General features: G+C 60.1%; 26 protein-coding genes. 14 read left to right on the forward strand and 12 right to left on the reverse strand.

Features of this window, described 5'->3' with window-relative positions; translation table 11 throughout:
• The first annotated feature begins 119 nt into the window (after window positions 1–119).
• Complete coding sequence (locus CKW19_RS16135) at window positions 120–788, forward strand: COG3650 family protein (protein ID WP_095058740.1); 669 nt, start codon at window positions 120–122, stop codon at window positions 786–788.
• Between the two features lie 107 nt (window positions 789–895).
• Window positions 896–2,509: an NAD(P)/FAD-dependent oxidoreductase gene (locus CKW19_RS16140; RefSeq protein WP_095058741.1), complete on the forward strand. Its 1,614-nt coding sequence runs from the start codon at window positions 896–898 to the stop codon at window positions 2,507–2,509.
• 109 nt (window positions 2,510–2,618) lie between these two features.
• Here the strand turns inward: CKW19_RS16140 and CKW19_RS16145 are convergent, their stop codons facing one another.
• Window positions 2,619–3,716 carry a PLP-dependent cysteine synthase family protein gene (locus CKW19_RS16145; RefSeq protein ID WP_177408820.1) on the reverse strand — a complete coding sequence of 366 codons (1,098 nt, stop codon included), beginning with the start codon at window positions 3,714–3,716 and terminating at the stop codon, window positions 2,619–2,621.
• A 247-nt stretch (window positions 3,717–3,963) separates the two neighbouring features.
• Between CKW19_RS16145 and nhaA the strand changes: the two genes are divergently transcribed.
• The 5 genes from nhaA to CKW19_RS16170 all read left to right on the forward strand — a co-directional run bounded on the left by nhaA (window position 3,964) and on the right by CKW19_RS16170 (window position 7,188).
• On the forward strand, window positions 3,964–5,154 hold the full coding sequence (nhaA, locus tag CKW19_RS16150; protein ID WP_095058743.1) for a Na+/H+ antiporter NhaA: 1,191 nt from the start codon (window positions 3,964–3,966) through the stop codon (window positions 5,152–5,154).
• A gap of 116 nt (window positions 5,155–5,270) precedes the next feature.
• Window positions 5,271–6,497: a colicin E3/pyocin S6 family cytotoxin gene (locus tag CKW19_RS16155; protein ID WP_095058744.1), complete on the forward strand. Its 1,227-nt coding sequence runs from the start codon at window positions 5,271–5,273 to the stop codon at window positions 6,495–6,497.
• Between the two features lie 7 nt (window positions 6,498–6,504).
• Entirely contained in the window at window positions 6,505–6,759 is a 255-nt protein-coding gene (locus CKW19_RS16160; protein ID WP_095058745.1) for a colicin E3-like toxin immunity protein, read from the forward strand.
• 101 nt (window positions 6,760–6,860) lie between these two features.
• Window positions 6,861–6,914 carry a hypothetical protein gene (locus tag CKW19_RS29115; protein WP_256580346.1) on the forward strand — a complete coding sequence of 18 codons (54 nt, stop codon included), beginning with the start codon at window positions 6,861–6,863 and terminating at the stop codon, window positions 6,912–6,914.
• A gap of 19 nt (window positions 6,915–6,933) precedes the next feature.
• A complete protein-coding gene (locus tag CKW19_RS16170) occupies window positions 6,934–7,188 on the forward strand; it encodes a pyocin S6 family toxin immunity protein (protein WP_095058746.1) in 255 nt (84 codons plus the stop codon).
• 62 nt (window positions 7,189–7,250) lie between these two features.
• Here the strand turns inward: CKW19_RS16170 and CKW19_RS16175 are convergent, their stop codons facing one another.
• Window positions 7,251–7,715 carry a glycine zipper 2TM domain-containing protein gene (locus CKW19_RS16175; protein WP_095058747.1) on the reverse strand — a complete coding sequence of 155 codons (465 nt, stop codon included), beginning with the start codon at window positions 7,713–7,715 and terminating at the stop codon, window positions 7,251–7,253.
• Window positions 7,716–7,882: 167 nt separating this feature from the next.
• Between CKW19_RS16175 and CKW19_RS16180 the strand changes: the two genes are divergently transcribed.
• Complete coding sequence (locus CKW19_RS16180; RefSeq protein ID WP_095058748.1) at window positions 7,883–8,119, forward strand: hypothetical protein; 237 nt, start codon at window positions 7,883–7,885, stop codon at window positions 8,117–8,119.
• Between the two features lie 5 nt (window positions 8,120–8,124).
• Here CKW19_RS16180 and pdxH read toward each other — a convergent pair whose 3' ends face one another.
• From pdxH to dinG, 5 genes are all read right to left on the reverse strand, one after another.
• Window positions 8,125–8,772, reverse strand: coding sequence for a pyridoxamine 5'-phosphate oxidase (pdxH, locus tag CKW19_RS16185; RefSeq protein ID WP_095058749.1), 648 nt, complete (start codon window positions 8,770–8,772; stop codon window positions 8,125–8,127).
• Between the two features lie 24 nt (window positions 8,773–8,796).
• Entirely contained in the window at window positions 8,797–9,876 is a 1,080-nt protein-coding gene (locus CKW19_RS16190) for an OmpA family protein (protein ID WP_095058750.1), read from the reverse strand.
• Between the two features lie 112 nt (window positions 9,877–9,988).
• Window positions 9,989–11,134: a serine hydrolase domain-containing protein gene (locus tag CKW19_RS16195; RefSeq protein ID WP_095058751.1), complete on the reverse strand. Its 1,146-nt coding sequence runs from the start codon at window positions 11,132–11,134 to the stop codon at window positions 9,989–9,991.
• A 161-nt stretch (window positions 11,135–11,295) separates the two neighbouring features.
• Window positions 11,296–13,779, reverse strand: coding sequence for a beta-galactosidase (locus tag CKW19_RS16200; protein ID WP_095058752.1), 2,484 nt, complete (start codon window positions 13,777–13,779; stop codon window positions 11,296–11,298).
• Between the two features lie 96 nt (window positions 13,780–13,875).
• Window positions 13,876–16,020: an ATP-dependent DNA helicase DinG gene (dinG, locus tag CKW19_RS16205; RefSeq protein WP_095058753.1), complete on the reverse strand. Its 2,145-nt coding sequence runs from the start codon at window positions 16,018–16,020 to the stop codon at window positions 13,876–13,878.
• Between the two features lie 99 nt (window positions 16,021–16,119).
• Between dinG and CKW19_RS16210 the strand changes: the two genes are divergently transcribed.
• The gene (locus CKW19_RS16210) at window positions 16,120–16,584 is read left to right on the forward strand and encodes a CopD family protein (RefSeq protein ID WP_095058754.1); all 465 of its coding nucleotides are present in this window, start codon (window positions 16,120–16,122) and stop codon (window positions 16,582–16,584) included.
• A gap of 162 nt (window positions 16,585–16,746) precedes the next feature.
• Here CKW19_RS16210 and CKW19_RS16215 read toward each other — a convergent pair whose 3' ends face one another.
• From CKW19_RS16215 to CKW19_RS16230, 4 genes are all read right to left on the reverse strand, one after another.
• The gene (locus CKW19_RS16215; protein ID WP_095058755.1) at window positions 16,747–17,505 is read right to left on the reverse strand and encodes a hypothetical protein; all 759 of its coding nucleotides are present in this window, start codon (window positions 17,503–17,505) and stop codon (window positions 16,747–16,749) included.
• Complete coding sequence (locus CKW19_RS16220) at window positions 17,498–17,776, reverse strand: DUF1145 domain-containing protein (RefSeq protein ID WP_095058756.1); 279 nt, start codon at window positions 17,774–17,776, stop codon at window positions 17,498–17,500. The genes CKW19_RS16215 and CKW19_RS16220 overlap by 8 nt, the downstream gene beginning before the upstream one ends.
• Before the next feature lie 148 nt (window positions 17,777–17,924).
• Window positions 17,925–18,647, reverse strand: a complete 723-nt coding sequence (locus CKW19_RS16225) for an OmpA family protein (RefSeq protein ID WP_095058757.1) — start codon at window positions 18,645–18,647, stop codon at window positions 17,925–17,927.
• 89 nt (window positions 18,648–18,736) lie between these two features.
• On the reverse strand, window positions 18,737–19,423 hold the full coding sequence (locus CKW19_RS16230) for an OmpA family protein (RefSeq protein ID WP_095058758.1): 687 nt from the start codon (window positions 19,421–19,423) through the stop codon (window positions 18,737–18,739).
• Window positions 19,424–19,612: 189 nt separating this feature from the next.
• On the opposite strand from CKW19_RS16230, the gene CKW19_RS16235 reads away from it, so the two are divergent.
• From CKW19_RS16235 to CKW19_RS16250, 4 genes are read left to right on the forward strand one after another with little or no spacing between them, the layout of a single operon-like run.
• Window positions 19,613–20,110 (forward strand): DUF6231 family protein, encoded by a 498-nt coding sequence (locus CKW19_RS16235; RefSeq protein ID WP_095058759.1) that lies wholly within the window; start codon window positions 19,613–19,615, stop codon window positions 20,108–20,110.
• A 4-nt stretch (window positions 20,111–20,114) separates the two neighbouring features.
• Window positions 20,115–20,591, forward strand: coding sequence for a YchJ family protein (locus tag CKW19_RS16240; protein ID WP_095058760.1), 477 nt, complete (start codon window positions 20,115–20,117; stop codon window positions 20,589–20,591).
• Window positions 20,592–20,630: 39 nt separating this feature from the next.
• Window positions 20,631–21,116: an LEA type 2 family protein gene (locus CKW19_RS16245; protein WP_095058761.1), complete on the forward strand. Its 486-nt coding sequence runs from the start codon at window positions 20,631–20,633 to the stop codon at window positions 21,114–21,116.
• Window positions 21,117–21,121: 5 nt separating this feature from the next.
• Complete coding sequence (locus CKW19_RS16250) at window positions 21,122–21,334, forward strand: SEC-C metal-binding domain-containing protein (protein WP_053155520.1); 213 nt, start codon at window positions 21,122–21,124, stop codon at window positions 21,332–21,334.
• A gap of 42 nt (window positions 21,335–21,376) precedes the next feature.
• Here CKW19_RS16250 and CKW19_RS16255 read toward each other — a convergent pair whose 3' ends face one another.
• Window positions 21,377–21,934 carry a cysteine hydrolase family protein gene (locus CKW19_RS16255; protein ID WP_095058762.1) on the reverse strand — a complete coding sequence of 186 codons (558 nt, stop codon included), beginning with the start codon at window positions 21,932–21,934 and terminating at the stop codon, window positions 21,377–21,379.
• A 243-nt stretch (window positions 21,935–22,177) separates the two neighbouring features.
• Here CKW19_RS16255 and CKW19_RS16260 point away from each other — a divergent pair, with 243 nt between their 5' ends.
• Entirely contained in the window at window positions 22,178–24,628 is a 2,451-nt protein-coding gene (locus CKW19_RS16260; RefSeq protein WP_095058763.1) for a penicillin acylase family protein, read from the forward strand.
• The last annotated feature ends 43 nt before the right edge of the window (window positions 24,629–24,671 follow it).

Consider the following 24,671-nt stretch of genomic DNA (forward strand, 5'->3'; position numbering starts at 1 on the left):
CGCCTTCCGATCGCTATCGCCAGCAAGCCGGCTCCTTCCGGTTGATCGACAACAATTGATGGGGTTGTGATGAACGGTCATGCTGAGTAACGTGGCGGCACTTGTCTGGAGAGCCAAAGATGCGTGTTGCCCGTTCCTTAGCCGTCGTTGCCCTGCTTCCTCTGTTCGCCGCCTGCCAATTGTTCGACAGCCCGCGTGAAAACGCCGCGAATGTCGGTCAAACCCGCCTGCAAGGGCAGTTGACGGCGGCGGATGGAAAACTGCTGTTCCAGCCGTGCAATCAGCCAAATCGTTACGTGGTCAACGACACGGGCGGTACCAGCATCCTGCAACAGGCTGCATCCCTGGCCGATGGCAAGGGCAAACTGTTTGCCGATGTGCGTGGCAAGGTTGTCTCCGGTAACGGTGCCGACGGCCAACTTGACCTGGAAACGCTGTACCGCATCGAGCGCTCGGGCACGGCATGTGACGATCCAAACTTCAAACTGTCGATTTTGCGTGCAGCGGGCCACAACCCGGAATGGACGATGAAAGTCAGCGGCAAAGGCCTGATCCTCGAGCGTGCCGGCCAGCCACCATTGGCCGTGCCCTACGTCGAAGAGCAACTGGGCGATGGCCGTTTCAACCTCAGCACCGATGCCAATAACCAGCACATCGAACTGTGGGTTGCACCACAACGCTGCGTCGACAGCAGCACCGGCAGCATCCAGCACATGAGCGCGGAACTTCGAGTCGACGGAAAAGTGCAGCGCGGTTGCGCATCCTTCGGCGGTGCACGGGACGACTGATTCGACGAGAGGCCGTTTTTGCCTCACTGGACGGTGCCATTGGGGCTTATAATCGCCGGCTTCAAACGCCCTGGCGCAGTTGTGCGCCCCGCGAACCGGATCCCGCCATGTTACGAATCACCGAACTCAAGTTGCCGATCGACCATCCCGAAGAAGACCTGCGCCCTGCCATCGTGCAGCGCCTAGGCATCGCCAGTGATGACCTGCTCGACTTCACCTTGTTCAAGCGCAGCTACGATGCGCGAAAAAAGTCCTCCGAACTGTGCTTCATCTACACCATCGACCTCAACGTTCGCGATGAGGCGGCGGTGCTGCACACGTTCGCCGATGACCGTAACGTCAACGTGGCGCCGGATGTCAGCTACAAAGAAGTCGGCCAGGCGCCGGCCGACCTGAGTGCACGCCCGATCGTTGTCGGTTTCGGCCCGTGCGGGATTTTCGCCGGATTGTTGCTCGCACAAATGGGCTTCAAACCGATCATCCTCGAACGCGGCACCGAAGTACGCCAGCGCACCAAGGACACCTGGGGCCTGTGGCGCAAAAGCGTGCTCAACCCGGAATCCAACGTGCAGTTCGGCGAAGGCGGCGCAGGGACGTTCTCTGACGGCAAGCTCTACAGCCAGATCAAGGACCCGAAATTCCTCGGCCGCAAAGTGCTGCACGAATTCGTCAAGGCCGGTGCCCCGGAAGAAATCCTCTACGTCAGCAAGCCGCATATCGGTACATTCCGTCTGACCGGCGTGGTGGAAAACATGCGTGAGCAGATTCGCGCCATGGGCGGCGAAGTGCGCTTCCAGCAGCTTGTCACCGATGTGTTGATCGAAGACGGCCAACTGGTCGGCGTCGAACTCAACGGCGGCGAGCAGATCCATTCCAAACACGTGATCCTGGCCCTCGGTCACAGCGCCCGCGACACGTTCCGCATGCTTCACGGCCGTGGCGTGTTCATGGAAGCCAAGCCGTTCTCGGTGGGTTTCCGTATCGAGCACCCGCAGTCGCTGATCGACCGCGCGCGCCTGGGCAAGTACGCGGGCCACCCGAAACTGGGCGCCGCCGACTACAAACTGGTGCACCACGCCAAGAATGGCCGTTCGGTCTACAGCTTCTGCATGTGCCCGGGCGGCACCGTGGTGGCGGCGACCTCCGAGCCAAATCGCGTGGTCACCAACGGCATGAGCCAGTACTCGCGTAACGAGCGCAATGCCAACTCCGGGATCGTTGTCGGCATCACCCCGGAAGTCGATTTTCCGGGCGGCCCGCTGGCCGGTATCGAGTTGCAGGAGCGTCTTGAGTCCCACGCCTTTGTGCTGGGTGGCAGCAACTACGAAGCACCGGCGCAGTTGGTCGGCGATTTCATCGCGGGCAAACCGTCCACCGAACTGGGCAGTGTCGAGCCTTCCTACAAACCGGGCGTCGCTCTGGGCGATCTGGCCCTGGCCTTGCCGGACTTCGCCATCGAAGCGATTCGCGAAGCCTTGCCGGCGTTCGAGAAGCAGATTCGTGGTTACTCGTTGCACGACGCGGTGCTGACCGGCATCGAAACCCGCACATCGTCGCCGCTGCGCATTACCCGCAACGAATCGATGCAGAGCCTGAACGTGAAAGGCTTGTTCCCGGCCGGTGAAGGCGCGGGTTATGCGGGCGGGATTCTGTCGGCAGGTGTTGACGGGATTCGCATTGCAGAAGCCGTTGCCCGCGACATCCTCGGTCTCGAGGCCTGACCGGAACCCTGTAGGAGCTGGCTTGCCAGCGATAGCGGTGGATCAGCCGACATTCATGCTGAATCCGAACCCGTCTCGCCGGCAAGCCAGCTCCTACAGGTAATGGGTGTCAGATATTGGCGCGCAGCACGCTCGCCGGCAACGGCTCGCCCCGCTCCACCGTCGCAGCCACCGTGGCAATCAATCCACTCAGTTCATACCCCTGAGCCTTGAGCCAGGCCTGATCGTAATAGGTCGTGGCATAGCGCTCGCCGCTGTCACACAGAATCGCCACCATCGACCCCGCCTCCCCGGCCGCCTTCATGTGCTGAGCCGCCATCAATGCGCCGATCAGGTTGGTCCCGCTCGACCCGCCCACATGCCGTCCCAAGCGCTCCGCCAGGTAATGCATGGCCGCCAGTGACAACGCGTCAGGCACCTTGACCATCGCATCGATCACCTTGGGCAGGAACGAGGCTTCCACCCGCGGCCGTCCAATGCCCTCGATCCGCGAACCGTGATCAAGGCGCAGGCTGGCATCGCCGGTCTGGTAGTAATCGAAGAACACCGAGCGCTCGGCATCGGCACACAGCACACGGGTGTCGTGCTGGCGATAACGTACGTATCGGCCCAGTGTGGCCGTGGTGCCGCCGGTACCGGGGCTGGAAATCAGCCAGCTCGGCTCGGGATGCTGCTCGAATCGCATCTGATGGAAGATGGACTCGGCGATATTGTTGTTGGCCCGCCAGTCGGTGGCGCGCTCGGCATAGGTGAACTGGTCGATGAAATGCCCGTCGTGCTCACGCGCCAGGCGCTCGGATTCGGCGTAGATCTGGGTCGGGTCGTCGACCAAATGGCTTTGGCCACCGTAGAACGCGATCTGCGCGATCTTCTCTTTGGAGGTGGTGGCAGGCATCACCGCAATGAACGGCAAACCCAGCATGCGTGCAAAGTAAGCCTCGGAAATGGCGGTCGAGCCACTCGACGCTTCGATGACCGGCGCACCGGGTTTGAGCCAGCCGTTACACAGCGCATACAGGAACAGCGAGCGCGCGAGGCGATGCTTCAGGCTGCCCGTGGGGTGGCTGGACTCATCCTTGAAGTACAACTCGATGCCCGGAAAACCCGGCAGCGGCAAGGGGATCAGGTGGGTGTCGGCGCTGCGCTGGAAATCGGCTTCGATAATCCGGATCGCCTCGCGGGACCACTGTCGGTTGTCGCTCATGATGGGGTTCTCGTTGAATCAGGCAAAAATCGGCGTTGTTAAAGGGCTCAATCAACAAGCTTAGGAAAAATCCTGCAGCCGGCACAGATACAGCTGAGGTCCAATACGCCAGACAACTGCTAGGCTCATGCCCGAGCCATCTGGACGTTCTGTAACGGCATATAACAAAAAAGAATATAACTTTTGTTTTAACAACTAACAGTACTTGTTAGGGTGTAACACCTTTTGAATTCACGGATGGAGAGCGACCTTGCCTCTGCGTAGCACTTTCACGCGTTTCTTTCAGTTGGAAGCTGCCAGCGGTCTCTTATTGATCGCGGCTGCCGTTCTGGCTCTAGTCATCAACAATTCGCCACTGTCGTGGCTCTACACCGGGCTGCTGGACACCCCCGTCGTGGCCCAGATCGGCGCCCTGAAAATCGCCAAGCCGGCGCTACTGTGGATCAACGACGGCCTGATGGCGTTGTTCTTCCTGCTGATCGGCCTGGAAGTGAAACGCGAAGTCCTCGATGGCCAACTGTCCAAACCGTCGCAGATCGTATTGCCCGGTACCGCGGCCATTGGCGGCATGGTGGTGCCCGCGCTGATCTATTGGTTCCTCAACCGCGATAATCCAACCGCCCTGAGTGGCTGGGCAATTCCGACCGCTACCGATATCGCCTTTGCCCTCGGCGTTCTCGCGCTGTTGGGTAAACGTGTTCCGGTCTCGCTGAAACTGTTCCTGATGACCCTGGCGATCATTGACGACCTTGGCGCAATCATCATCATCGCGATCTTCTATTCCGGCTCGCTGTCGACCCTGTCCCTGACGTTGGCCGCAGCCTGTATCGCGACATTGATCGCGATGAACCGACTCGGCGTGGTGAAGCTCGGCCCCTACATGCTGGTTGGCTTGATCCTCTGGGTTTGCGTACTCAAGAGCGGTGTCCATGCCACGCTGGCTGGCGTCACTTTGGCGTTCTGCATTCCTTTGCGCACGAAAAACGCTGAGCCGTCCCCTCTGCTCAACCTTGAACATGCGCTGCACCCCTGGGTGGCCTACGGCATTCTGCCGCTGTTTGCGTTCGCCAACGCCGGCCTGTCCCTGAGTGGCGTGACCGTCGAAAGCTTCACCCACGACGTACCGATGGGCATTGCGGTTGGTCTGCTCCTCGGCAAAACCGTCGGCGTGTTTGCGCTGACGTGGTTCGCCGTCAAAATCGGTATTGCCACCCTCCCTCAAGGCGCCAATTGGGGCCAGATCCTGGGCGTGGCGATCCTCTGTGGCATCGGCTTTACCATGAGTCTGTTTGTCGGCTCCCTGGCCTTCGAACCAGGCGTCAGCGACTACGCCGGCATGGACCGCATGGGGATTTTGACCGGTTCGATTCTGGCAGCGTTGATCGGTTATGCCGTGACGGCGATGGCGAGCCGCAAAAGCACCGTCGTGGCTGCCCGATAAACAGCGACAGTTCCTAGCGTCATCCCGGACGCGTCCTACAGTCACGATCAAGCACCTTGGTTAACGTCGTGCAGCCCCTTCGCGGGGCTGCCGATGGACGTAACCAAGGATGATCAGTGGCTGGCAACAAGAACATTCCCCTCATCAGAAACCCGCCTCAGGGCGATGGGCATCACGTCACCTATCGCCCGATGACGGCCCGCGAACTCGCAGCACGGGACGCCCGGCAAAACGCCTACGAAACAATGCTCGCCCGGCAGCAGGCGTTCGAAGACAGCCTCACGGTAGCTGCAAAAAAGGAAGAACCGACGCACGCAGGCTGCGTGTTCGCCAAGTCCTGCAACCTGCCTGACGCCATCATCGACTACACCAACCCTTCAGGAATGGTGCCGACCGACAGTCTCAAGGATTACGGCGACATCGCCTGGCTCGGCGGGCGTAATGTCGACGACGACGGCCTGCTGAATCTGGAAACCATCAGCGGCAGCACTGTCGCGCTTGGCGTCGGGCGTCTGGCCCTGAGTGCCCCGAGTCTCGCCGCGCCGGTCATGGGTGCCATTGGAGCTACGGCGAGCGCTACCTTGACCGGGTTGGTCGCCCTGTTCTGGGCCCCGAGCCTGGGCGACAGCGCCCTCTACACCGAAGACCAACTGCGCAACCTCAAACAAGCCCGCACCCGCGTGCGCCTTCAGATCGAGCAACAAGCAGACGGCAGCCTCAAGGGTTACGGCTTCTACACCGGCAGGAACCTCGACTGGGAAATGGTCGATGTCGTGCAGATCACCGCCCGGGGCAGCCAATTCATCGCCGACCTCGGCGAAGGCATCGAACTGATCTGGACCCCGGCCGAAGACGGCACCAACACACTCGGCATCCCCGCCCTGCAAGCCGCCCCACAAGCGCCGCACATCTGGGTCTTCCCACCGACCAAATCGGCGGACGACATCATCGTCAACCCGGTGTATCCGCCTGACTACAAGGATTTCATTCTTGTGTTTCCGGTGGGGGCGGGGGTTCGGCCGGTTTATGTTGTGGTGAGTGTTTCTGGCAGAAAACTCCCTAATCCAGAACATGGATATCACCCAGCTCCGGAAACAGAAGAAATTACAGGTTTTTCAAGTCTGAAAAAGGTGAAAAACAAAACTCCCAAGCAAGGAGGTGCGGGTCTCCGAGAGCGCTGGACTGATGCCAAAGGTCGAAAAATCTACGAGTGGGACTCACAACATGGAGAACTGGAAGCCTATCGTGCGAGTGATGGAAGTCACCTAGGCTCTTTCGATCACTTAACAGGTAAACAAATCGATCCACCCAAGAAAGAACGCAACATCAAAAAGTATTTGTGAGGCAGCAATGGGACTGAAAGTCAGATTGGATTGGTATAACAGGGACACAGAAATAGCAGAAGGGCAGGAATACTCTGCGGACCTTGGCGACGATTTTTCAATTATCCAAACTTTAGGTCTGCTGGATGAAAAGGAAATCTATGATGGCGGATTTGATGTTTCGGCGGGTTGGGTGGTGGCACTTCAGTGTCTATTCAAGCATCGAATCGATATTTCCACCCATGACTACCAAGTAGCATTTCGTTATCGAAAACCATGGTAGCCGGGAGATTAAAATGCATTCTATAAACTCGCCCCAGACTCAAAAAGCGGCGCTGTTGAGCTTTACGACAATCAGGTATTCACCTAGGTGAGATCAATCACATAACCGGTGAGCAAACTAAAAAAGCGAAGCCCGGCAGAACGACACCAAAGTGACCACAGAAAGAGATCAAAAATGCGCTACCTATCCATCACTGGCTTTTACCCGGATGAGAAACAGGATGACTCATTGCAATTCGAGCTAACTATAAAAAACTACGAATTAAATCAAGCTCTGGCACAACTCACGGAATCGAAGACACTTGAGGAAATAGAGCCCGGAGAGTTAGAAATGACAAAAGTTCAGGTCAGGCAAGCTGCCAAGCTGCTCAATGTCGATTTTCCAGAAGACTTGGAATACTTCATAGGCGCCCGGAACGCCTCCAAATAACTCAAGATAAAAACCCCGACCAGTTACCTGATCGGGGTTTTGTTTTTCACCCTACCTTCCGCTTAGTGCGAAACGCGGCTGGTCCCGTCAACAGTGGAGATGCGTACGCGCTCGCCAACGCGGAACACTTCGTTTTCCTGAACCTGTTGCACGTAGGCGCGCATGCTGCCGTCGTCTTCGCGCACGGTGATTTCCACGCCCTGGGTACGGGTCAGGCCTTCTTCTGCGGCCGAGCCGATCAGGCCACCGGCGACTGCGCCGATGACCGCGGCGACGATGCTGCCACTGCCGCCGCCAATGGTGCTGCCACCAACGCCGCCCACCACTGCGCCTGCTGCACCGCCAATCGGGGTCTTGGTGCCTTCGATTTTGACAGGACGCAGGGCTTCGATGGTCCCCATGCGAATGGTCTGCACGCGACGTGCTTCGTCACGGGAATAGGAGTCACCGGTCAGGCTTGATTGGCAACCGGTGAGCAACATCGCCATCGTGGAAAAGACAGCAACCAGCAGAACAGACTTACGCATAGCATCAACTCCAAAGGACAGGTATTCATTAAACTCCGCAGCTTGACGCCTGTCACGGCACGGCCCGGATAAAGTTGTTTTGATTCAGGCTGTGTTAAGTCGCCTTCACGAACTCACCGCACAGTGCGGCAAAATCGAAAAACTGCGCCACTGGCCCAAGGATTCATATGGACTACTTTATCATTGTCGCCACAACCGTCGCCGGTCTGTACTTCCATTGGTGGTTGTACGTGCGGATCAAACGCTGGATGGACCGCGATCTGGCCCTGTCGTTGGCGGGTACAGACGAGCAGAAAAAAGTCTTCATGCTCGAACAGCTGGCAAACGCTCAGGCGCAGAAGATCAATCGTCGAGACCTGTCGAAGTGGCTTGAGGCCGCTGCGGCAGGTTATCCCGATCGGTAGACTGCTTAGGGTGCCAGACGTTCAAGAATCCAGTTGGAGTCTTGTAGACGGTAGTTGAGGCGGTCGTGCAAGCGGCTCGGGCGCCCCTGCCAGAACTCGATGCGCTCGGGTAACAGGCGGTAGCCGCCCCAGTGTTCCGGGCAATGGGGCTGGGCATCGCTGAAGCGTTGCTCGGTGTCCTTGAGCAATGCTTCCAGCTCGGCACGATCAGCGATGACACGACTTTGCGGTGAAGCCCAGGCGCCCAGACGGCTGCCCAGCGGGCGAACCTGATAATACGCGTCGGACTCCTGCGGCGTGACCTTCACCACCCGTCCTTCGATGCGCACCTGGCGTTCCAGGGCCGGCCAGAAAAAGGTCATGGCCGCGAACGGGTTCGCAAACAGGTGCTTGCCCTTGGCGCTGTCGTAATTGGTAAAGAAGGTGAAGCCCTGCTCGTCCAGGCCTTTGAGCAGCAGAATGCGACAGTGCGGTCGACCGTCGGGGTCAACCGTGGCCAGGGTCATGGCGTTGGCTTCCACCGGTGCCTGTTCGGTTTTCACCGCGTCGGCGAACCACTGGTGGAACAGCGCAAACGGCTCGGCCGGGGCTTGCGCCTCGGTCAGGCCATCACGGGTGTAGTCACGACGCATATCAGCCAGGCCCTGGGTCATGGCGCATTCCTTTTGGTTAACGAATCACTTCTTTGCAGTATCGGTGGTGGCGACTTTCTTGTCAGCCGCGGAGGCCTTGGCCGGGCTGGTCTTTTTCGCCGGGGTAGCAGTTTTGGCAGGGGTTTTCTTGGCCGGTGCCTTTTGTGCCGGGGCTTTTTTCGCCGCTGGGACGCTGGCTTTTTTAGCGGCAGGTGCCGGTGTCACAGGCTTGGCGACGGGTTTGATGTCCTGCGCAGCGACCAGCGTGACGGGGCTCGGTGCTGGCATGTTGTACTTGCTCAGCAACGCAACCATGGTGTTTTGCGGCGTCACCAACAGTTCCACACGGCGGTTCAGCGCACGCCCTTCCGCGCTGTCGTTGGCGGCGCGCGGCGCATCGCTGCCCATGCCACGCAACATCAGACGGTCACGTTGCAGGCCACTGAGACGGAAAATCGCGGCGATAGACCGGGCACGGTCCTGGCTGAGCTTGATGTTGGCCGGCGCTGAACCGGACGTGTCGCTGTGACCGAGGATCAACACCGCAGTTTTCGGATCGACTTCGAGGATTTTGGCGACGCGGGTGAACGGGCCGAGGGTGACCGGCAGCAACATGGCCGGGCGATCCGGATTGAATGAGCCTTCGACCGGCGCCGTCACGACCAGCACGTTTTCGCGGCGTTCGAGTTGCAGGTTGCTGCCCTTGATCGCTTCGCGCAGACGCGGTTCGTAGTCGTCCAACCAGGCCTGGGTAACTTTCGGATCAGGCATCGGCACGGCTTTAGCGGTGCTTTGCTCGCTACCACCGAACGGCCACCACCACTGGCTGCCGGTATCGGCTCCGGTCTTGGCCACGGTGACGGGCTTGGCTTCAGGTTTCACTTCGGCTTTGGTTGCCGGCTGGTCGGAACCGAACGGCCAGTACCACGGGCTGCTGGTGTCAGCCTTGGCCACCGGTGCGGTTGCCGCTGGTTTCAATGGCGCCGGGGCCGATTCTTTTGCTGCGACCTTGTCGGAGGAGCCGAACGACCACCAGCTACCGCCATCGGAATCTTTTTGTGGAGTCTGTGCGCAGCCGGTAATAGCGAAGCACAGGGCCAAGGCGAGGGTTTTATTGGATGACATTGGATATCCACAAAAATGAAGTCAAAAAACATCAGGCCACAGCGGCCCGCTAAACGGAGGTTTGAAACTGAAAAGACGTTCGGGTTCCAATCCTGGAACCCTTGAGCGATTCTTACAGACAGGTGGCCAGAACCCGCACCAGCTTTTGCGCACGCGGGTCCATCAAGACGTACGGTCCCAGGGTATTTGTCACAAAACCGAAGGCCACATCGTGCTCGGGGTCGGCAAAACCGATGGAGCCACCGGCACCCGGGTGACCAAAGGCCCGAGGACCCAGACCGAACGTTGCATTAGGCACGTCAGGTTGATCGAGCATGCAACCCAGGCCGAAACGGGTCCGGGTCAGTAAAGTCTTGTCTTCGCCGAGGCTGTGTTCGCGGGTCAGCTCGTCGAGCATCTCGCTTTCCAGCAGGCTGCCGTCGAGCAGTCCGGCGTAGAAGCTGGCAAGGCTACGGGCATTGCCATGACCATTGGCGGCCGGCTGCTGCATGCGTCGCCATTCCGGTTTGTTGGTGCTGGTCATGATCGACGGCGGATTGGTGAAAGCTCGGGTGGTCATGGCCGTCGGCTCACGCATGGTCACTTGCAGCAGGCGCTGGGCCGCCGCATCGCCGACGTTGCCTTTGCCGCGAGCGATGTGTGCCACGCGATGGAACTCCTCGTCAGCCAGACCAACGTGAAAATCCAGACCCAACGGTTTGGCAACCCGGGCCACAATGGACTCACCCGGCCCACGACCATCAGCACGTCGCAACAACTCGCCGATCAACCAGCCGTAAGTGATGGCCGCGTAGCCGTGGCCTTCACCCGGCGTCCACCACGGTGCTTCGGCGGCCAGCGCATCGACCATGGTTTGCCAATCGTAAAGCGCTTCAGGGGCCAGCAACTCGCGCAGCGCGGGCAATCCGGCCTGGTGGCAAAGCAGTTGGCGCAGGGTGACGGATTCTTTGCCGGCAGCGGCGAATTCCGGCCAGTAGCGCGCAACCGGCGCATCCAGTTGCAGCTTGCCTTCAGCCACCAGTTGCAACGCGGTAACGGCGGTAAAGGTTTTGGTGCAGGAGAACAGGTTGGCGATGGTATCGCTGTGCCAGGCTTCGGCACCGTCCTTGTCAGCGGTGCCGGACCAGAGGTCGAGGACGGTTTCGCCGCCGACCTGGATGCACAACGCCGCGCCACGCTCCTGAGGATCGTCGAACAGCGCCGCGAACGCCTCACGCACCGGCTCGAACTTAAGCTCGTAATGACCCTGAATCTGCACCCGTAACTCCCCGGATTAACGCTCTACAAAGTGGCGGGCATTGTTCCAGCCCTTGAGGGTTTTGGGAACAGGGTTGGGCTGGATGGTCAATTGAGGGCCAAGATCGAAAGATCGCAGCTTGCGGCAGCTCCTCCAGGTGCTGCCGCAGGCTGCAAACGGGATCAATGGCCTTTGCCGGAATGTCCACCCGCGCCCTTCCCCGGTCCTTTGCCGGCATCGGCTTTACGCCCGCCCTCGGCATCGTGGCTGGCTTTGTCGGCCTCGGTCGCCGCTTTCTCGGCTTCTTTACCCATTTTATCGACCGTCGCCAGATTGCTTTTGCGCACACTGTCGACGAAGCCCTGGAACGGCAGGTCGGTGATCCCCACCAGACCGAAGTGGCCGTTTTCCCCATCAAGCAGGCGACCGGTCACCGGTTGGTCGAGGTACTGGAACCAATGCACGCCGACAATCGACGGCTCGCTCATCGCTTGCTTTAGGAAGTTCGCATAGGCCGGGCCACGGTCCTCTTCTTTCGCCAATTGCGTGACACCACCCCAGAACGGACCACGATCAGCCGAACCGAAATTGAACTCGGTAATCAGCACCGGTTTGTCGAGGCTGCGCAATTTGGCGAAGTCATAACCATCCTGGGGTTGCAGCGTGTACATGTTGAAACTCAACACATCGCAATACTGGGCGCAGGATTCGACTGCTTCCGGCGTGGTGATGGCGAAACGGCCGCCGAGCAATAACTGGTTCGGCGCGTGCCACTTGAGCGAATCGGAAATGGTCTTGAAGTAAGCGTCGGCGAAGACCTTCTGGAAGTATTTGAAGTCGGCTTCGATTTCCGGATATTCGGCGCTTGGCATCGGTGGCACGAAACCCGGGTCTTCCATCAATTCCCACGCGGGCAAATCGATGCCCCACGCTTTCGACAGGCCGGCCTGGTTGCGGTACTTATCGCGCAATTGCTTGAGGAACGCACGCTTGGCCGGGACGTCGGTGGTCATTTTCAAGGTGCCGTAGGCCAAGGCATAACGGTCTTTCGGATCATCGCCAGGACCGGCCCAGGCCAGTTCATTGTCGGCGTAATAACCGATCAGCCATGGGTCGTCGCGGTGATCGCGAGCGGCAATGGCCACGGCGCGTTCCGTGGCCATGGCGAAGCGCGGGTCGAACGGATCAGGCATGCCACCCCACCAATCGCTGCCAGTGCTGATGCTGGCGTAATCACCGACGATCGATAACGGCAAGGTGTACGGCACGCGATCGGCATTACCCAGCGCCGGCGCACTCCAGTTTCCGATCGTGTTGAAGCCCCAGGCTTGCAGGCGATCGAGTGTGTGGCGGGCCCAGCGCTGCTCGTCAAAAACCGCCTTGCAAGGCTCGACAGCAATTGGCGCTGGCGCTTTCGCTTCAGTTTGGGCAGCTTCAGCGACACCGGCTTCAGGGCTCGGCGGCACAACCGCTGGTTCAACGGCTTTCTCTGCCGTGGCCTCAACTGCATCAGCCTTGGCCGCAGCAGCGACGCCCGCCTTGGTGTCACTGCCCAGTGCGCAAGGGTCGCCATACAAACGCTGCAAGTTGGCCCCGTAAAAATCGTACCAGCGCCCGGCGTTGTAGCCGCGTCCCAAGTCAGCACCGTTGCCGCCCCGGTTGTCGCCTTCGCCAAAGTGGCTGGCCAGGTTTTCGTCAGCCTTGGGCAGGGATTCGAACATCCACTCGCGACCGGCCACGTAGGTCTGGTTGACGTCCGGGGTGACGGTGTTGACGCCCAGCGAATAGAACGGATGGCCCTCCGGCGTCACCAGATACCAGCGACCGTCGCGCTTCTCGGTGCGGAAAAAGCCGCTAGCCTTGAACGATTGACCTTTGTTCAAGCCGCCAAATTTGTCCAGGGACGACTTTTCGCGCTCGGCCAGCCAGGTTTTCAGTTGTTGCTGTTCCTTGGCGGCGGCGCTTTTCAGCTGCTCGTCAGTGCTGATTTTTTCCGGCCACTTGGCCCGCGTCGATTGACCGTAAGCATCGACCAATCCGCCATACACGGTTTGGGTCACCGACTCGCCGTCCTGCACGCCAAAGCGTTCCAGCAAAATACTTTGCGCGACGTTCGGCTGATCCATCGACACACTCACCGACACCACTTGGCCACGGTCCAGCGCGCCAGCACTGCTGGCCAACAACACACGCTGGCCGTCGATCGTCATCGGCATTGGCGGGCCGGCCTTCATGCCCAGGCTCAACGGTGAAGTCGGTTGCAATGGCACCAACAGCGTTTGCGCGGGGCCGGCCGGCAGGTCGACGCGGCTGACCAGCGTCTTGCCGTCATTGCTCTGGATCGTCACGTACAGGGTCAGGGCCCAGTCCATCGCACTCTGGACCCGCAAGCTCATGAAACCCGATTGCGACCAGTCCCAGGCACCGCTCTGCGGACTCAGGCGCAAGGTCGGCCGCGCGACCGGGTTGAACGTTACCCGCCGCAGCACTTCGCCCTCGGGGGTTTGCTCGGCGTTGGATTGCGGCAGGCTGGCGTCCTGAGTCGCCACCTGAACCACGTCGGCGGGGCGCACAAAGTTGAACAGCGTTTGCTGACCGGCGGGAGCGGCCAGCAAAGGTGTTGCGAACAACAGGGCAAAAACAGCGGGCAACGAACGGCGAATCATGAGAACGAAATTCTCCCTAACGACCTTCAATGGGCCTGTGGAAAAGCGATGGCTGAAAGATAGACAACGCAGTGGGCGAAACCGCCCACCGGAGTCTCAGGAAATTTCGCGGCGGAAAGGAGGCAATGCATTGAGGATCGCCTTGCCATAACGCTGGGTGACCAGGCGTCGATCGAGCAAGGTGATGGTGCCGCGGTCTTCTTCGGTACGCAGCAAGCGTCCGCAGGCTTGAACCAGTTTCAGCGAGGCGTCCGGTACGGAGATTTCCATGAACGGATTACCACCACGGGCTTCGATCCATTCGGCCAGCGCGGCTTCGACCGGGTCATCCGGTACCGAGAACGGAATCTTGGCGATGACCACGTGCTCGCAATAGGCGCCGGGCAAGTCGACCCCTTCGGCGAAACTCGCCAGGCCGAACAGCACGCTCGAATCCCCGCCATCGACCCGCGCTTTGTGCTTGTTCAGGGTTTCCTGTTTCGACAGGTTGCCTTGAATGAACACTTGCTTGCGCCAGTCGCGGTCGAGTCCGTCGAACACGTCCTGCATCTGTTTGCGCGAGGAGAACAGCACCAACGTGCCCCGCGAGCCTTCGACCAGTTCCGGCAAGTCACGAATGATCGCGGCGGTGTGCGCGGCGGCGTCACGGGGGTCGGCGTTCAGGTTCGGCACCCGCAGCACGCCGGCATCGGCATGGTGGAACGGGCTCGGGACCACGGCGGTCACGGCTTTTTTCGGCAGCCCGGCGCGCATGCGGAAGCGGTCGAAAGTGCCGAGTGCAGTCAGGGTCGCCGACGTGACGAGACAGCCATAGGCCACGTTCCACAAATTGCGCCGGAGCATTTCCGCCGCGAGGATCGGGCTGGCGTTGACCTCAATGTCGAACAGCGAACCGCTTTCGGCCAGGGTCAGCCAACGGGCCATGGGCGGGTTGTCCTCCGGGTCTTCAACGGTGAAGGCGGTCCACAATTCCCAGTTGCCCGAAGAGCGGGACAACAGGCTGCCGAACAGTGGATACCATTCTTCGGCCTGATTGCTGGCGATGCCGATGTTGACCTCGCCGTCCATGCCTTCCTTGAGCAATTCGGTGAGGCGCGTGAACAGGTCGGTCAGGCGCGCGAAGCCTTTCTTCAGCTCGATGCCCATTTCACGCATGTGATCGGGAATCACCCCGCCGACAAACCGGTGACGTGGCCGCTCGCGACCTTCGACGTCTTCGCCGGGTTTGAAATCGGCGATCTGCTCGCAGGCCGTGAACATGAATTGCTGCTGGGTCTTGATCTCTCGCGCCAGCTCCGGCACCTGCTCGAGCAACTTGCCCAAGTCGCCCGGCAAGGGATGCTGGGCCAGCAACTTGGTGAGGTTCTTCGCGGTGGTTTCCAGCCAGTCGGCCGTGGAGCGCAGGCGGGTGTAATGGGCGAAATGGCCGATGGCCTTGTCCGGCAGGTGATGACCTTCGTCGAATACATAAATGGTGTCGCGCGGATCCGGCAGCACCGCGCCGCCGCCCAGGGCCAGGTCGGCCAGGACCATGTCGTGGTTGGTGACGATCACGTCGACCTTGCCCATGCCTTCGCGGGCCTTGTAAAAGGCGCACTGGCCGAAATTCGGGCAATGACGGTTGGTGCACTGGCTGTGGTCGGTGGTCAGGCGCGCCCAATCGGCGTCTTCCAGCGCGGTGGACCAACTGTCGCGGTCGCCGTCCCACTTATTGCCGGCGAGCTTCTCGATCATGCTGGTGAACAGCTTCTGACTGGCTTCGTCGACTTCGATCTTGAAGCCTTCTTCTTCGAACAACTGAGCGGTGGCGGTTTGCGCGTGACCTTCCTGGAGCAACATGTCGAGCTTGGACAGGCACATGTAGCGCCCACGCCCCTTCGCCAGGGCGAAGCTGAAATTCAGCCCGCTGTTGCGCATCAAGTCAGGCAGGTCCTTGTAGACGATCTGCTCCTGCAACGCGACGGTCGCAGTGGCGATCACCAGGCGCTTGCCGGCGGCCTTCGCCGTCGGAATCGCCGCCAGGCTGTAGGCCACGGTCTTGCCGGTACCGGTGCCGGCTTCCACCGCGACAATCGCGGGGTCGCCACTGCGCCGGCCTTCGTCGTCGGTGTCGATATCACCGAGGACTTTGGCGACTTCGGCGATCATCAGGCGTTGGCCGTAGCGCGGCTTGAGGCTCTTGGCTTCGAGAAAACGCGAGTAGGCGCCCTGGATCGTGGTTTTGAGTTCAGTGCTGATCATGGATTGTCGGGCGCAAAAAACGCTGGATAAATTTTCAGTGGTTCGGTTCGGCGGCTATCATACCCCGCTAATGAATCCCGCGCAGAACGGAGTACCTCAATGACACCTTTTAGCCTCATTTATAGCCTGCATGTCGTTGCCTCACTGGTGTGGGTCGGCGGCATGTTTTTCGCCTGGATGGTCCTGCGCCCCGCAGCGGTGACGGCACTGGAAGGCCCTGCCCGGCTAAAGCTGTGGGTAGAAGTGTTTCAAGGTTTTTTCCGTTGGGTCTGGGTGGCGGTCGTGCTGTTGCCGGTCAGCGGCGTGGGCATGCTGCACATGCACTTCGGTGGCTTTGAGACTGCGCCACGTTATGTGCAGGTGATGATGGGTTTGTATGTGGTGATGACGGCGTTGTTTATCCGGATTCAGGCGCTGATGCTGCCGGAACTGCGCACGGCCGTGGCCGAGCAGGATTGGCCCGCGGGTGCAGCGGTGCTGGGGCGGATCCGCAAGCTGGTGGGGATCAATCTGCTGGTGGGGTTGGTCGTGGTGGCGATTGGTGCGGCACGGCCGATGTTTTGAATCTATCGAGCGTTTGTGGCGAGGGAGCTTGCTCCCGCTCGGCTGCGAAGCAGCCGTAAACCGGTGAACGCGCTCATCCTGAAAAAAATACATTATCCGGATTCGGGGCTGCTTCGCGCCCCAGCGGGAGCAAGCTCCCTCGCCACAGAGTCCTGGCTGGATTTACAACCGCTGCACAGTCACCGAGCCCGCCGCGCCTTCCGGTCCTGGCTGACCATCCGCTCCAGGTTTGCCGCCCTTGCCGCCGTCGGCCTCGTAAACGAGGCAACCCTTGGCTTTGCCACCCGCCCCCGGTTTGCCGCCAGGGCCGGCCAGGCCACCAGCACCACCGGCCACCTGAACCTTGATCCGATCGGCCGGGTAGTCGCGCGGCAATGTCAGTTTGACCAGTGCCCCCGGCGCGCCGGCCTGACCATTACTGCCGTCGCTGCCATCGGCACCACGACCGGCCTGGCCCCAAGTGCAGCCCGGATCCTGACCGTTGGCCCCGTCGAGGCCCACAAACCCCGGAGCTCCTGCGCCACCGCGAGCGTCCACCTGAAGTTGCGATGCATTCAGGGTCTTGATCTGTAAATCCAGGTTTCGTCCGGAACGGGCAGCCTTCTGATACGTCCCCGGCGCACCGCGCGCCGTGATCTGGCTACCCTCGGACAAATCAGCCCGATGGACCTTCAACGCCAACGTCTGTTCGCCGGGCACAATCGCAATGCGTGCGTCACGCCCCAAACGCAGTTCGCCCACGGAGACTTCGGTCACGTTCGAGGGGATCAGCAAAGTGCCGTAATCGGCGACGTCCAGGCGTTCGAGTTGCAGGGTGCTGGCGGTGTTGGGCAACCGCATCAGCGAGTTGGTTTCGACGCTCACCACCTGTGCGCAGGCCAATGGACTGATGAATACGGCGAGCAGACAGAGTTTACGCATGGGAAGCCTTCGGTGCGGTGGGGGCAGGAATGGTTTGCAGATGGAAAACGCCGAAAATGACAATCTTCAGGCGATCGCGCCAAGGGTGGGCGCGTCCTTTGAGGCTGCGATTGCACAGCAGCACTTCAAGCAGATGAAAGAATGCCAGGAGGCCACCGGCCAGATTGACCAGATGGTGCAGCGGAAATACAAACGGCATGAGCAGATTGAACAGCACCACCAGCCAGAACATCAGGGTCAGTAACTTCCCCAGCCCCCATAACGCCTTCATACGCCCCCCCGATGAGAATTATTATTTGCACGCACAGTAACGGCTTCCACGCAGGATAAGCCAGAGGGCAATAGAAAATTCTTCATGAAGGCCGCCAAATGGCCGTCGCGACGCTCAAAAATATCGTCCGACGGCTCTATTTCAAGGCTCAGCGGTTGACGTGAAGTTCTACGCGACGGTTCTTCGCGCGCCCCTCCTCGGTTTCGTTATCGGCAATCGGCTCGCTCTCACCTTTGCCTTCGCTGGTAACTTTGTTCGGCGCCACACCCTGGCTCAACAGGTATTCCGCCACGCTGGTGGCACGTCGCTCCGACAAGGCCTGGTTATAGGCATCCGCACCCACGCTGTCGGTGTGGCCAACCACTTTCACGCTCACCACGCTGGCGTCCTCCAGCTTGCCCATGATCGCATCCAGCTGGCTCTTTGCCGTAGGGGTCAGATCGGCCTGGTTGAACGCAAACAACACTTCGCCGGCATCGCTCAGGGTGATGACTTCAGATTGCGCAGGAGTGGGGGCGGGAGTCTCGCTAACTGCGTTCTGCGGCAACGGACAACCGCGATGATCGACCGTGGTATTGGCAGGAGTATCGGCACAGCGGTCACGTCGATCGAAAACGCCATCGCTGTCTTCGTCGCCATCCTGTGCATAGCAGATCAAGCCACCGGCCAAGATGCCCAGCGCAGCTCCACCACCGGCCCAGCCGGCACTTTCGATTGCACCAAGGCCTCCACCGACCAGCCCGCCAATAAGACTGCAGATCGGCCAGGTTCGTTGATTGAGGGGGGCAGTGCCATCACTGTGAGTGGCGCAGCCCGTCAACAGGCTGCCAAGTAGCAGAACCGGCAATACGGTCCTTGTGAGAAAGATCATGTTGAAAGCTCCTGTGTCACCGGCCAATACCGGTTACACAGGAGTAAAGACCCGCATCCGCGACTGCACAAGGCGCGGATGCGAAGGGATTAACGCTGGATTTTGATTTCCGTGCGACGGTTCTGTGCACGACCGTCATCGGTTGAGTTGTCCGCTACCGGCTGGCTTTCACCGGCACCGACAACCGACACGAAGTTGCTGCGAGGTACGCCTTGCTCGATGAGGTATTCAACCACCGAGTGAGCGCGTTTATCCGACAGTTTCTCGTTGTAGGTGTCGCTGCCCACGCTGTCCGTATGGCCGGTGACAGTCAATTGAGCAGTCGGAGCTTCGGCTTTCAGGCGAGTGGCTATCTTGTCGAGTACCGCTTTGTCAGACTCGGTCAGTGTGGCCTTATCAAACTGGAAGTGAACATCGCGAATGACGATGGTTTCTTCCTTGACTACAACCACTTCTTCAACCACTGGTGCAGGTGGGCAACCGTCAGCGTCGACCTGTACGCCTTTAGGCGTGCCCGGGCACTTGTCGCGGCTATCCGGCACACCGTCGCCGTCTTCGTCGCCATCACCGTGAACCCAGCAATAAGCCGCTGCCGTACCGCCGACAAGCAGAGCACCATACCCTGCCCATGCCGAACTTTCGGTCGCACCGAGACCGGCGCCCACGACACCACCAACTGCCGCACAGGTCGGCCAGTCGGTTTTCTGCAAACCTGCGCAACCAGTCAACAGACTGGTTAGCAGGACCAAGGGTAATGCTGTCCGAACTATGCTCATCGAGTTTTCTCCTGAAGGATCGGCTTAGAACCGATTCAGCTAGTAAAGACCCGAGTTTTAAACTCCGCCAGCAATGGACCACGCTGTTTATTCTTGTATTAACGAGAGGTTGGCGCATTTGTCGTCAAGCCGCTCTAGGCCCGAACGTTCGAGCAGGCTAGTCTTGACGGATCTGATTGAGGAACTTCGATGATTGCAGGTATTTCTTCACGCACGCCCCAGCAGGCACTGGCCGCTCTACTTGACCGATATGCCCCCGCGCGCCTGTTGCTGATCGGCGCCAGCGAGTTCCCGGCGCTGGCAGCGTTCAAAGCGGCCCACCCGGACAGCTGCGTCGCGTTCGCCGCACCGGGGCCATTGCCTGCCGAGCTGGCGGCACGGCGTTTTGACCTGGCCCTGGTGGTCGATTGCCTGGAGCATCTGCCCAAGCGCGAGGGTCTGAACCTGTTGGGCGGCATCCGCAACCTCAACGCCAGTCGCATAGCGGTATTGGCGGACCTGACGGCCTGCGGCTGGCAGGAAACGGACTTTTTCTCCCTGGCGCTGCAAGCCAGCGAGCGCTTTGCCCGTGACGAACAGGTATTGACCCTGTTCACCTACGATCTGCTTGAATACAAACAAGTGCCCGACTGGCTCAATTCACGCTTTTGGGCCAATCCGGAAAACTTCGGGAAATACTGGTGGTAATGCAATGAGTACATCCATTTGTCCCTGCGGCAGCGGCACCCTGCTCGACGCCTGTTGCGGTCATTATCATACCGGTCACCCTGCCCCCGGCGCCGAAGCCTTGATGCGTTCGCGTTACAGCGCCTATGTGCTGGGCTTGATCGATTATCTGGTGGCCACGACCTTGCCGGCGCAACAGGCAGGCCTTGATCGTCAGGCAATCAGTGACTGGAGCGCCCAAAGCACCTGGCTGGGGCTTGAAGTGGAAAGTTCGGAAGTCCTGGGCGGCCAGCCCGAACATGCCTTCGTGACGTTCACCGCGCGCTGGCATGACAGTCATGGCGAGCACAGCCACCGCGAGCGCTCCTCGTTCGTGCAGAACACCGGGCGCTGGTATTTCATCGACCCCACTGTGCCGCTCAAAACCGGGCGCAATGATGCCTGTCCATGTGACAGCGGACAGAAGTTCAAGAAGTGCTGTGCAGGTTACTTCGGCGCATGAGATGAAGGGACTAGACTGGCCTTAAGGGAGAACCTCGACATGACCAGTCACAGACGTTTCTTGCAGACCTTCACGCTGTTTTTGTTCCTCGGGCTCGGGGGCTGTGCGTCCTGGTTCAGCAGCGACGAGCCGGATCCCGAGGTCCACCTGGTAAAAGTCGAAGTCGTGCGGGCCAGGCTGCTTGATCAGAAATTCATCCTGCACTTTCGCGTCGACAACCCCAACGACAGCGACCTGACGGTGCGCGGCCTGGAATATCGCATTCACCTGGCGGACATCTTGCTGGCCGAAGGCGAGCATGAACAGTGGTTTACGGTCCGCCCCAAACACAGCGTCTACTTCAAGGTGCCAATCCGCACCAACCTGTGGCCCAGGGTCAAGGATCTGGTCAAACAACTCAAAAACCCCAAGCAAGGCATCCCCTATCGTCTGGAAGGTGAAATGGAAACCGGTTTATTCATCGCCCACTACGTGCACCTGACGCGTAATGGCGTGATAATCCCCGCCGATTTAATTCCGGAGTAACCCCGATGACCCAGCAACCCCACGTCCATGGCCCTGACTGCAACCACGATCATGACCATCACCAGCATGATCATGATCACGACCATGGCCATGTCCACGGTCCGAACTGCGGCCATGCCCACCAGGAGCCGGTGCGCAACGCCCTGAAAGACGTCGGCCGCAACGACCCTTGCCCATGCGGCAACGGCAAGAAATTCAAGAAGTGCCACGGCGCTTGATGCCGTCCCTGTAGGAGCGAGCTTGCTCGCTCCTACAAGTGCTTAGTCGGCTGACAGGATCTGCACGCTGCTTGCAACCGTTGCGTATTCGCCATGCAGATTGCCAAGCGACATCGCATGCACCTCCTCGGCTGAATGGGCATGGCCATAGAAGTCAGCCTTGTCGAAGGTAAAGCACGCATCCTCCACCACCCACGCATCAAACCCCAGATTTCCAGCCGAGCGCGCCGTGGACTCCACCGAGTTGTGCGTCGCGACGCCGACGATCACCAATTGCCCGATCCCCGCTTCGCGCAACCCTGACGCCAGCTCAGTTGAACAAAACGCATCCGGCACCTGTTTCTGGATCAATCGCTCACCTGCACCCGGCTGAAAACGCTCCTGAAACTCCACTCCCGATTGCTGCGGCCAGAACACCGAATCCTCTGACCGGGACAGGTGTTGCACATGGATCACCGGCCGACCGGTGCGTCGCCAATGGCTCAGCAACTCCAGCATGCGCTCTTCAGCCTGGGGATTATTCCTGCGACCGAGTCTGGGGTGAAGGATGCCTTTCTGTTGATCGATGATGATCAGTGCTGCGTTTGTCTTGAGCTCCATGCCGACTGTTCTCCAGGATATTGTGCCTGCTGCACTTCAGCATCACCGGTTACAGGCTGGCAAGTCACTTGAGAATCAAAAGATCGCAGCCTTCGGCAGCGCCTACGCGAGATCGGCGTATCACTGCCGAAGGCTGCGATCTTTGACAAATCCAGAAATAACCTCTTGCCCCGCTTGCGCGGCCATCGCCTGCTCACTAACGTAGCGGCTTTATTGCGCCACCACCCCCGCAGGAGCTTTGCCATGGCCTCGCCAGCCCTTACTCATTTTCTACCCCAGTTCGGCGTTGCCGCAGCAGTGGCCGGCGTTTTGAGCCTGACCGGTTGTCAGACTTTCAACGCCCAGGACACCCTCCCGCCGACCTCTGGCATGCAGCCGCTCAAGGGTCTGGCGCAAAACGTTTCCGTGCGACGCAATGCCATGGGCATGCCGCTGATCGAAAGCAACAGTTTCCACGACGCACTGTTCGCCCTCGGTTATGTGCACGCCAGCGACCGCATCACGCAAATGGCCACCCTGCGCCTGCTTGCTCAGGGCCGCCTCTCCGAAATGCACGGCGCGGAACTGCTGGATGCCGACCGCTACATGCGCGCCGTCAACCTGAAGAAAAATGCCGGTGAGTTGTACAAAGCGTCTTCGCCGCGGCTCAAGCGCTTCTTTGAAGTCTATGCGCGCGGGGTCAATGCTTACCTGTTCCGCTACCGCGACAAGTTGCCGGCAGACCTTGCCGCCACCGGTTACAAGCCTGAATACTGGCAGCCGGAAGACTCGGCGCTGATTTTCTGCCTGCTGAACTTCAGTCAGTCGGCCAACTTGCCGGAAGAAATCTCCTCGTTGGTGCTGGCGCAAACGGTGACCACCGACAAACTCGCGTGGCTGTCGCCGTCCGCGCCCGACGAAAAACTGCCTGCGGCCGAAAGCGAAAAGCTGCAAGGCCTCAAGCTCAACGGACAAATCCCGGGGCTGGCGCAAATCAGCAAGGCCACCGCACAACTGTCTGACCTGAACCTGCTGGGCGCCACTTCGTCGAACAACTGGGCCATCGCCCCACAACGCAGCCGCAGCGGTAAAAGCCTGCTGGCCAGCGACAGCCACGGCCCGCTGGGCGTCCCGTCATTGTTCAGTTACGTGCAGATCCGCGCGCCGAAGTATCAGGCATCCGGTGTGACCATCGCCGGCTTGCCGATGGTACTGGGTGGTTTCAACGGCAAAGTGGCGTGGAGCATGACGTCCGTCATGGGTGACAACCAGGATCTGTTCCTGGAGAAAATCAAACGCCAGGGCAACGCCATCACCTACGAAAACGCCGGCAAGTGGCAGCCAGTGATCGTGCGCAACGAGACCTATTTCGTCAAAGGCCAGCGACCGATTCGCGAAGCGGTCTACGAAACCCGCCATGGTCCGCTGCTCAACAGCGCCCAAGGCACCACGCTGGCCAATGGTTTTGGCCTGGCCTTGCAGACGCCAAGCTTCACCGATGACAAAACCCTGGATGCGTTCTTCGACCTGACCCGCGCCCAGAGCGTCGAGAAAGCCTCGGACGCCAGTCGCGAAATCCGCGCCATCGCGTTGAATCTGGTGTTTGCCGATGCCAGCAACATTGGCTGGCAAGTCACCGGCCGCTACCCGAACCGGCGCGAAGGCGAAGGCCTGCTGCCCTCGCCGGGTTGGGAAGGTCGTTACGACTGGGACGGTTATGCCGACCCGATGCTGCACCCCTACGACCAGGACCCGGCCCAAGGCTGGCTCGGCACCGCCAACCAGCGGGTTATCCCCCATGGTTACGGCATGCAACTGTCCAACTCATGGTCGGCACCGGAACGTGGCGAGCGCTTGGCTGAACTGGCCGGCGCAGGCAAACACGACAGCCGCAGCATGATCGCCATGCAGTACGACCAGACCACCACCTTCGCCGCCAAACTGAAGAAAATGTTCGAGGCGCCGGGCATGTCCCAGCCACTCAAGCAAGCCATCGACGCGCTGCCGGTGGCCGATCGCGCCAAGGCACACGAAGCCTTCAGCCGCTTGATGGCCTTCGACGGCAAACTGGGCCCGGCGTCCACCGACGCGGCGATCTACCAGCTGTTCCTGCAAGAAAGCACCCGGCAGATTTTCCTCGATGAACTGGGCCCGGAAAGCAGCCCGGCGTGGAAAGCCTTTGTCGCAGATGGCAAGTTGTCCTACGCGGCGCAAGCGGATCACCTGCTGGGCCGCGAAGACAGCCCGTTCTGGGATGACGCACGCACCGCGCAGAAAGAAGACAAACCGGCGATCCTCGCGCGCAGCCTTGCGGCAGCGATCAGCGCGGGCGACAGCCAGTTGGGCGGTAATCACAAGGCCTGGCAGTGGGGCAAACTGCATCGCTATGAATGGAAGAACGCCGGCGGCCAGACCGTGCGTGGCCCTGCTCCGGCGGGCGGCGATCACACCACCCTCAACACCGCCGCGTTCGCCTGGGGCCAGGACTTCAATACCACGCTGGCACCGGCCATGCGCCTGATCGTCGACTTCGGCCAGTCCGAACCACTGATGGCCCAGAACGGCACCGGCCAGTCTGGCAATCCGGTCAGCCCGAACTACCTCAACAGCGTCGATCCGTGGCTCAAGGGCCAGTACATGAGCCTGCCGATGCAGCCGCAAAACTTCGACAATGCCTATGGCAAGTCGCGGTTGACCCTTACCCCCGGGAAATAACCTCCGCCCTTAGTGGGAGCGAGCCTGCTCGCTCCTACAGGGG

This window comes from Pseudomonas sp. Irchel s3f7 (genome assembly GCF_900187615.1).
Lineage (GTDB): Bacteria > Pseudomonadota > Gammaproteobacteria > Pseudomonadales > Pseudomonadaceae > Aquipseudomonas.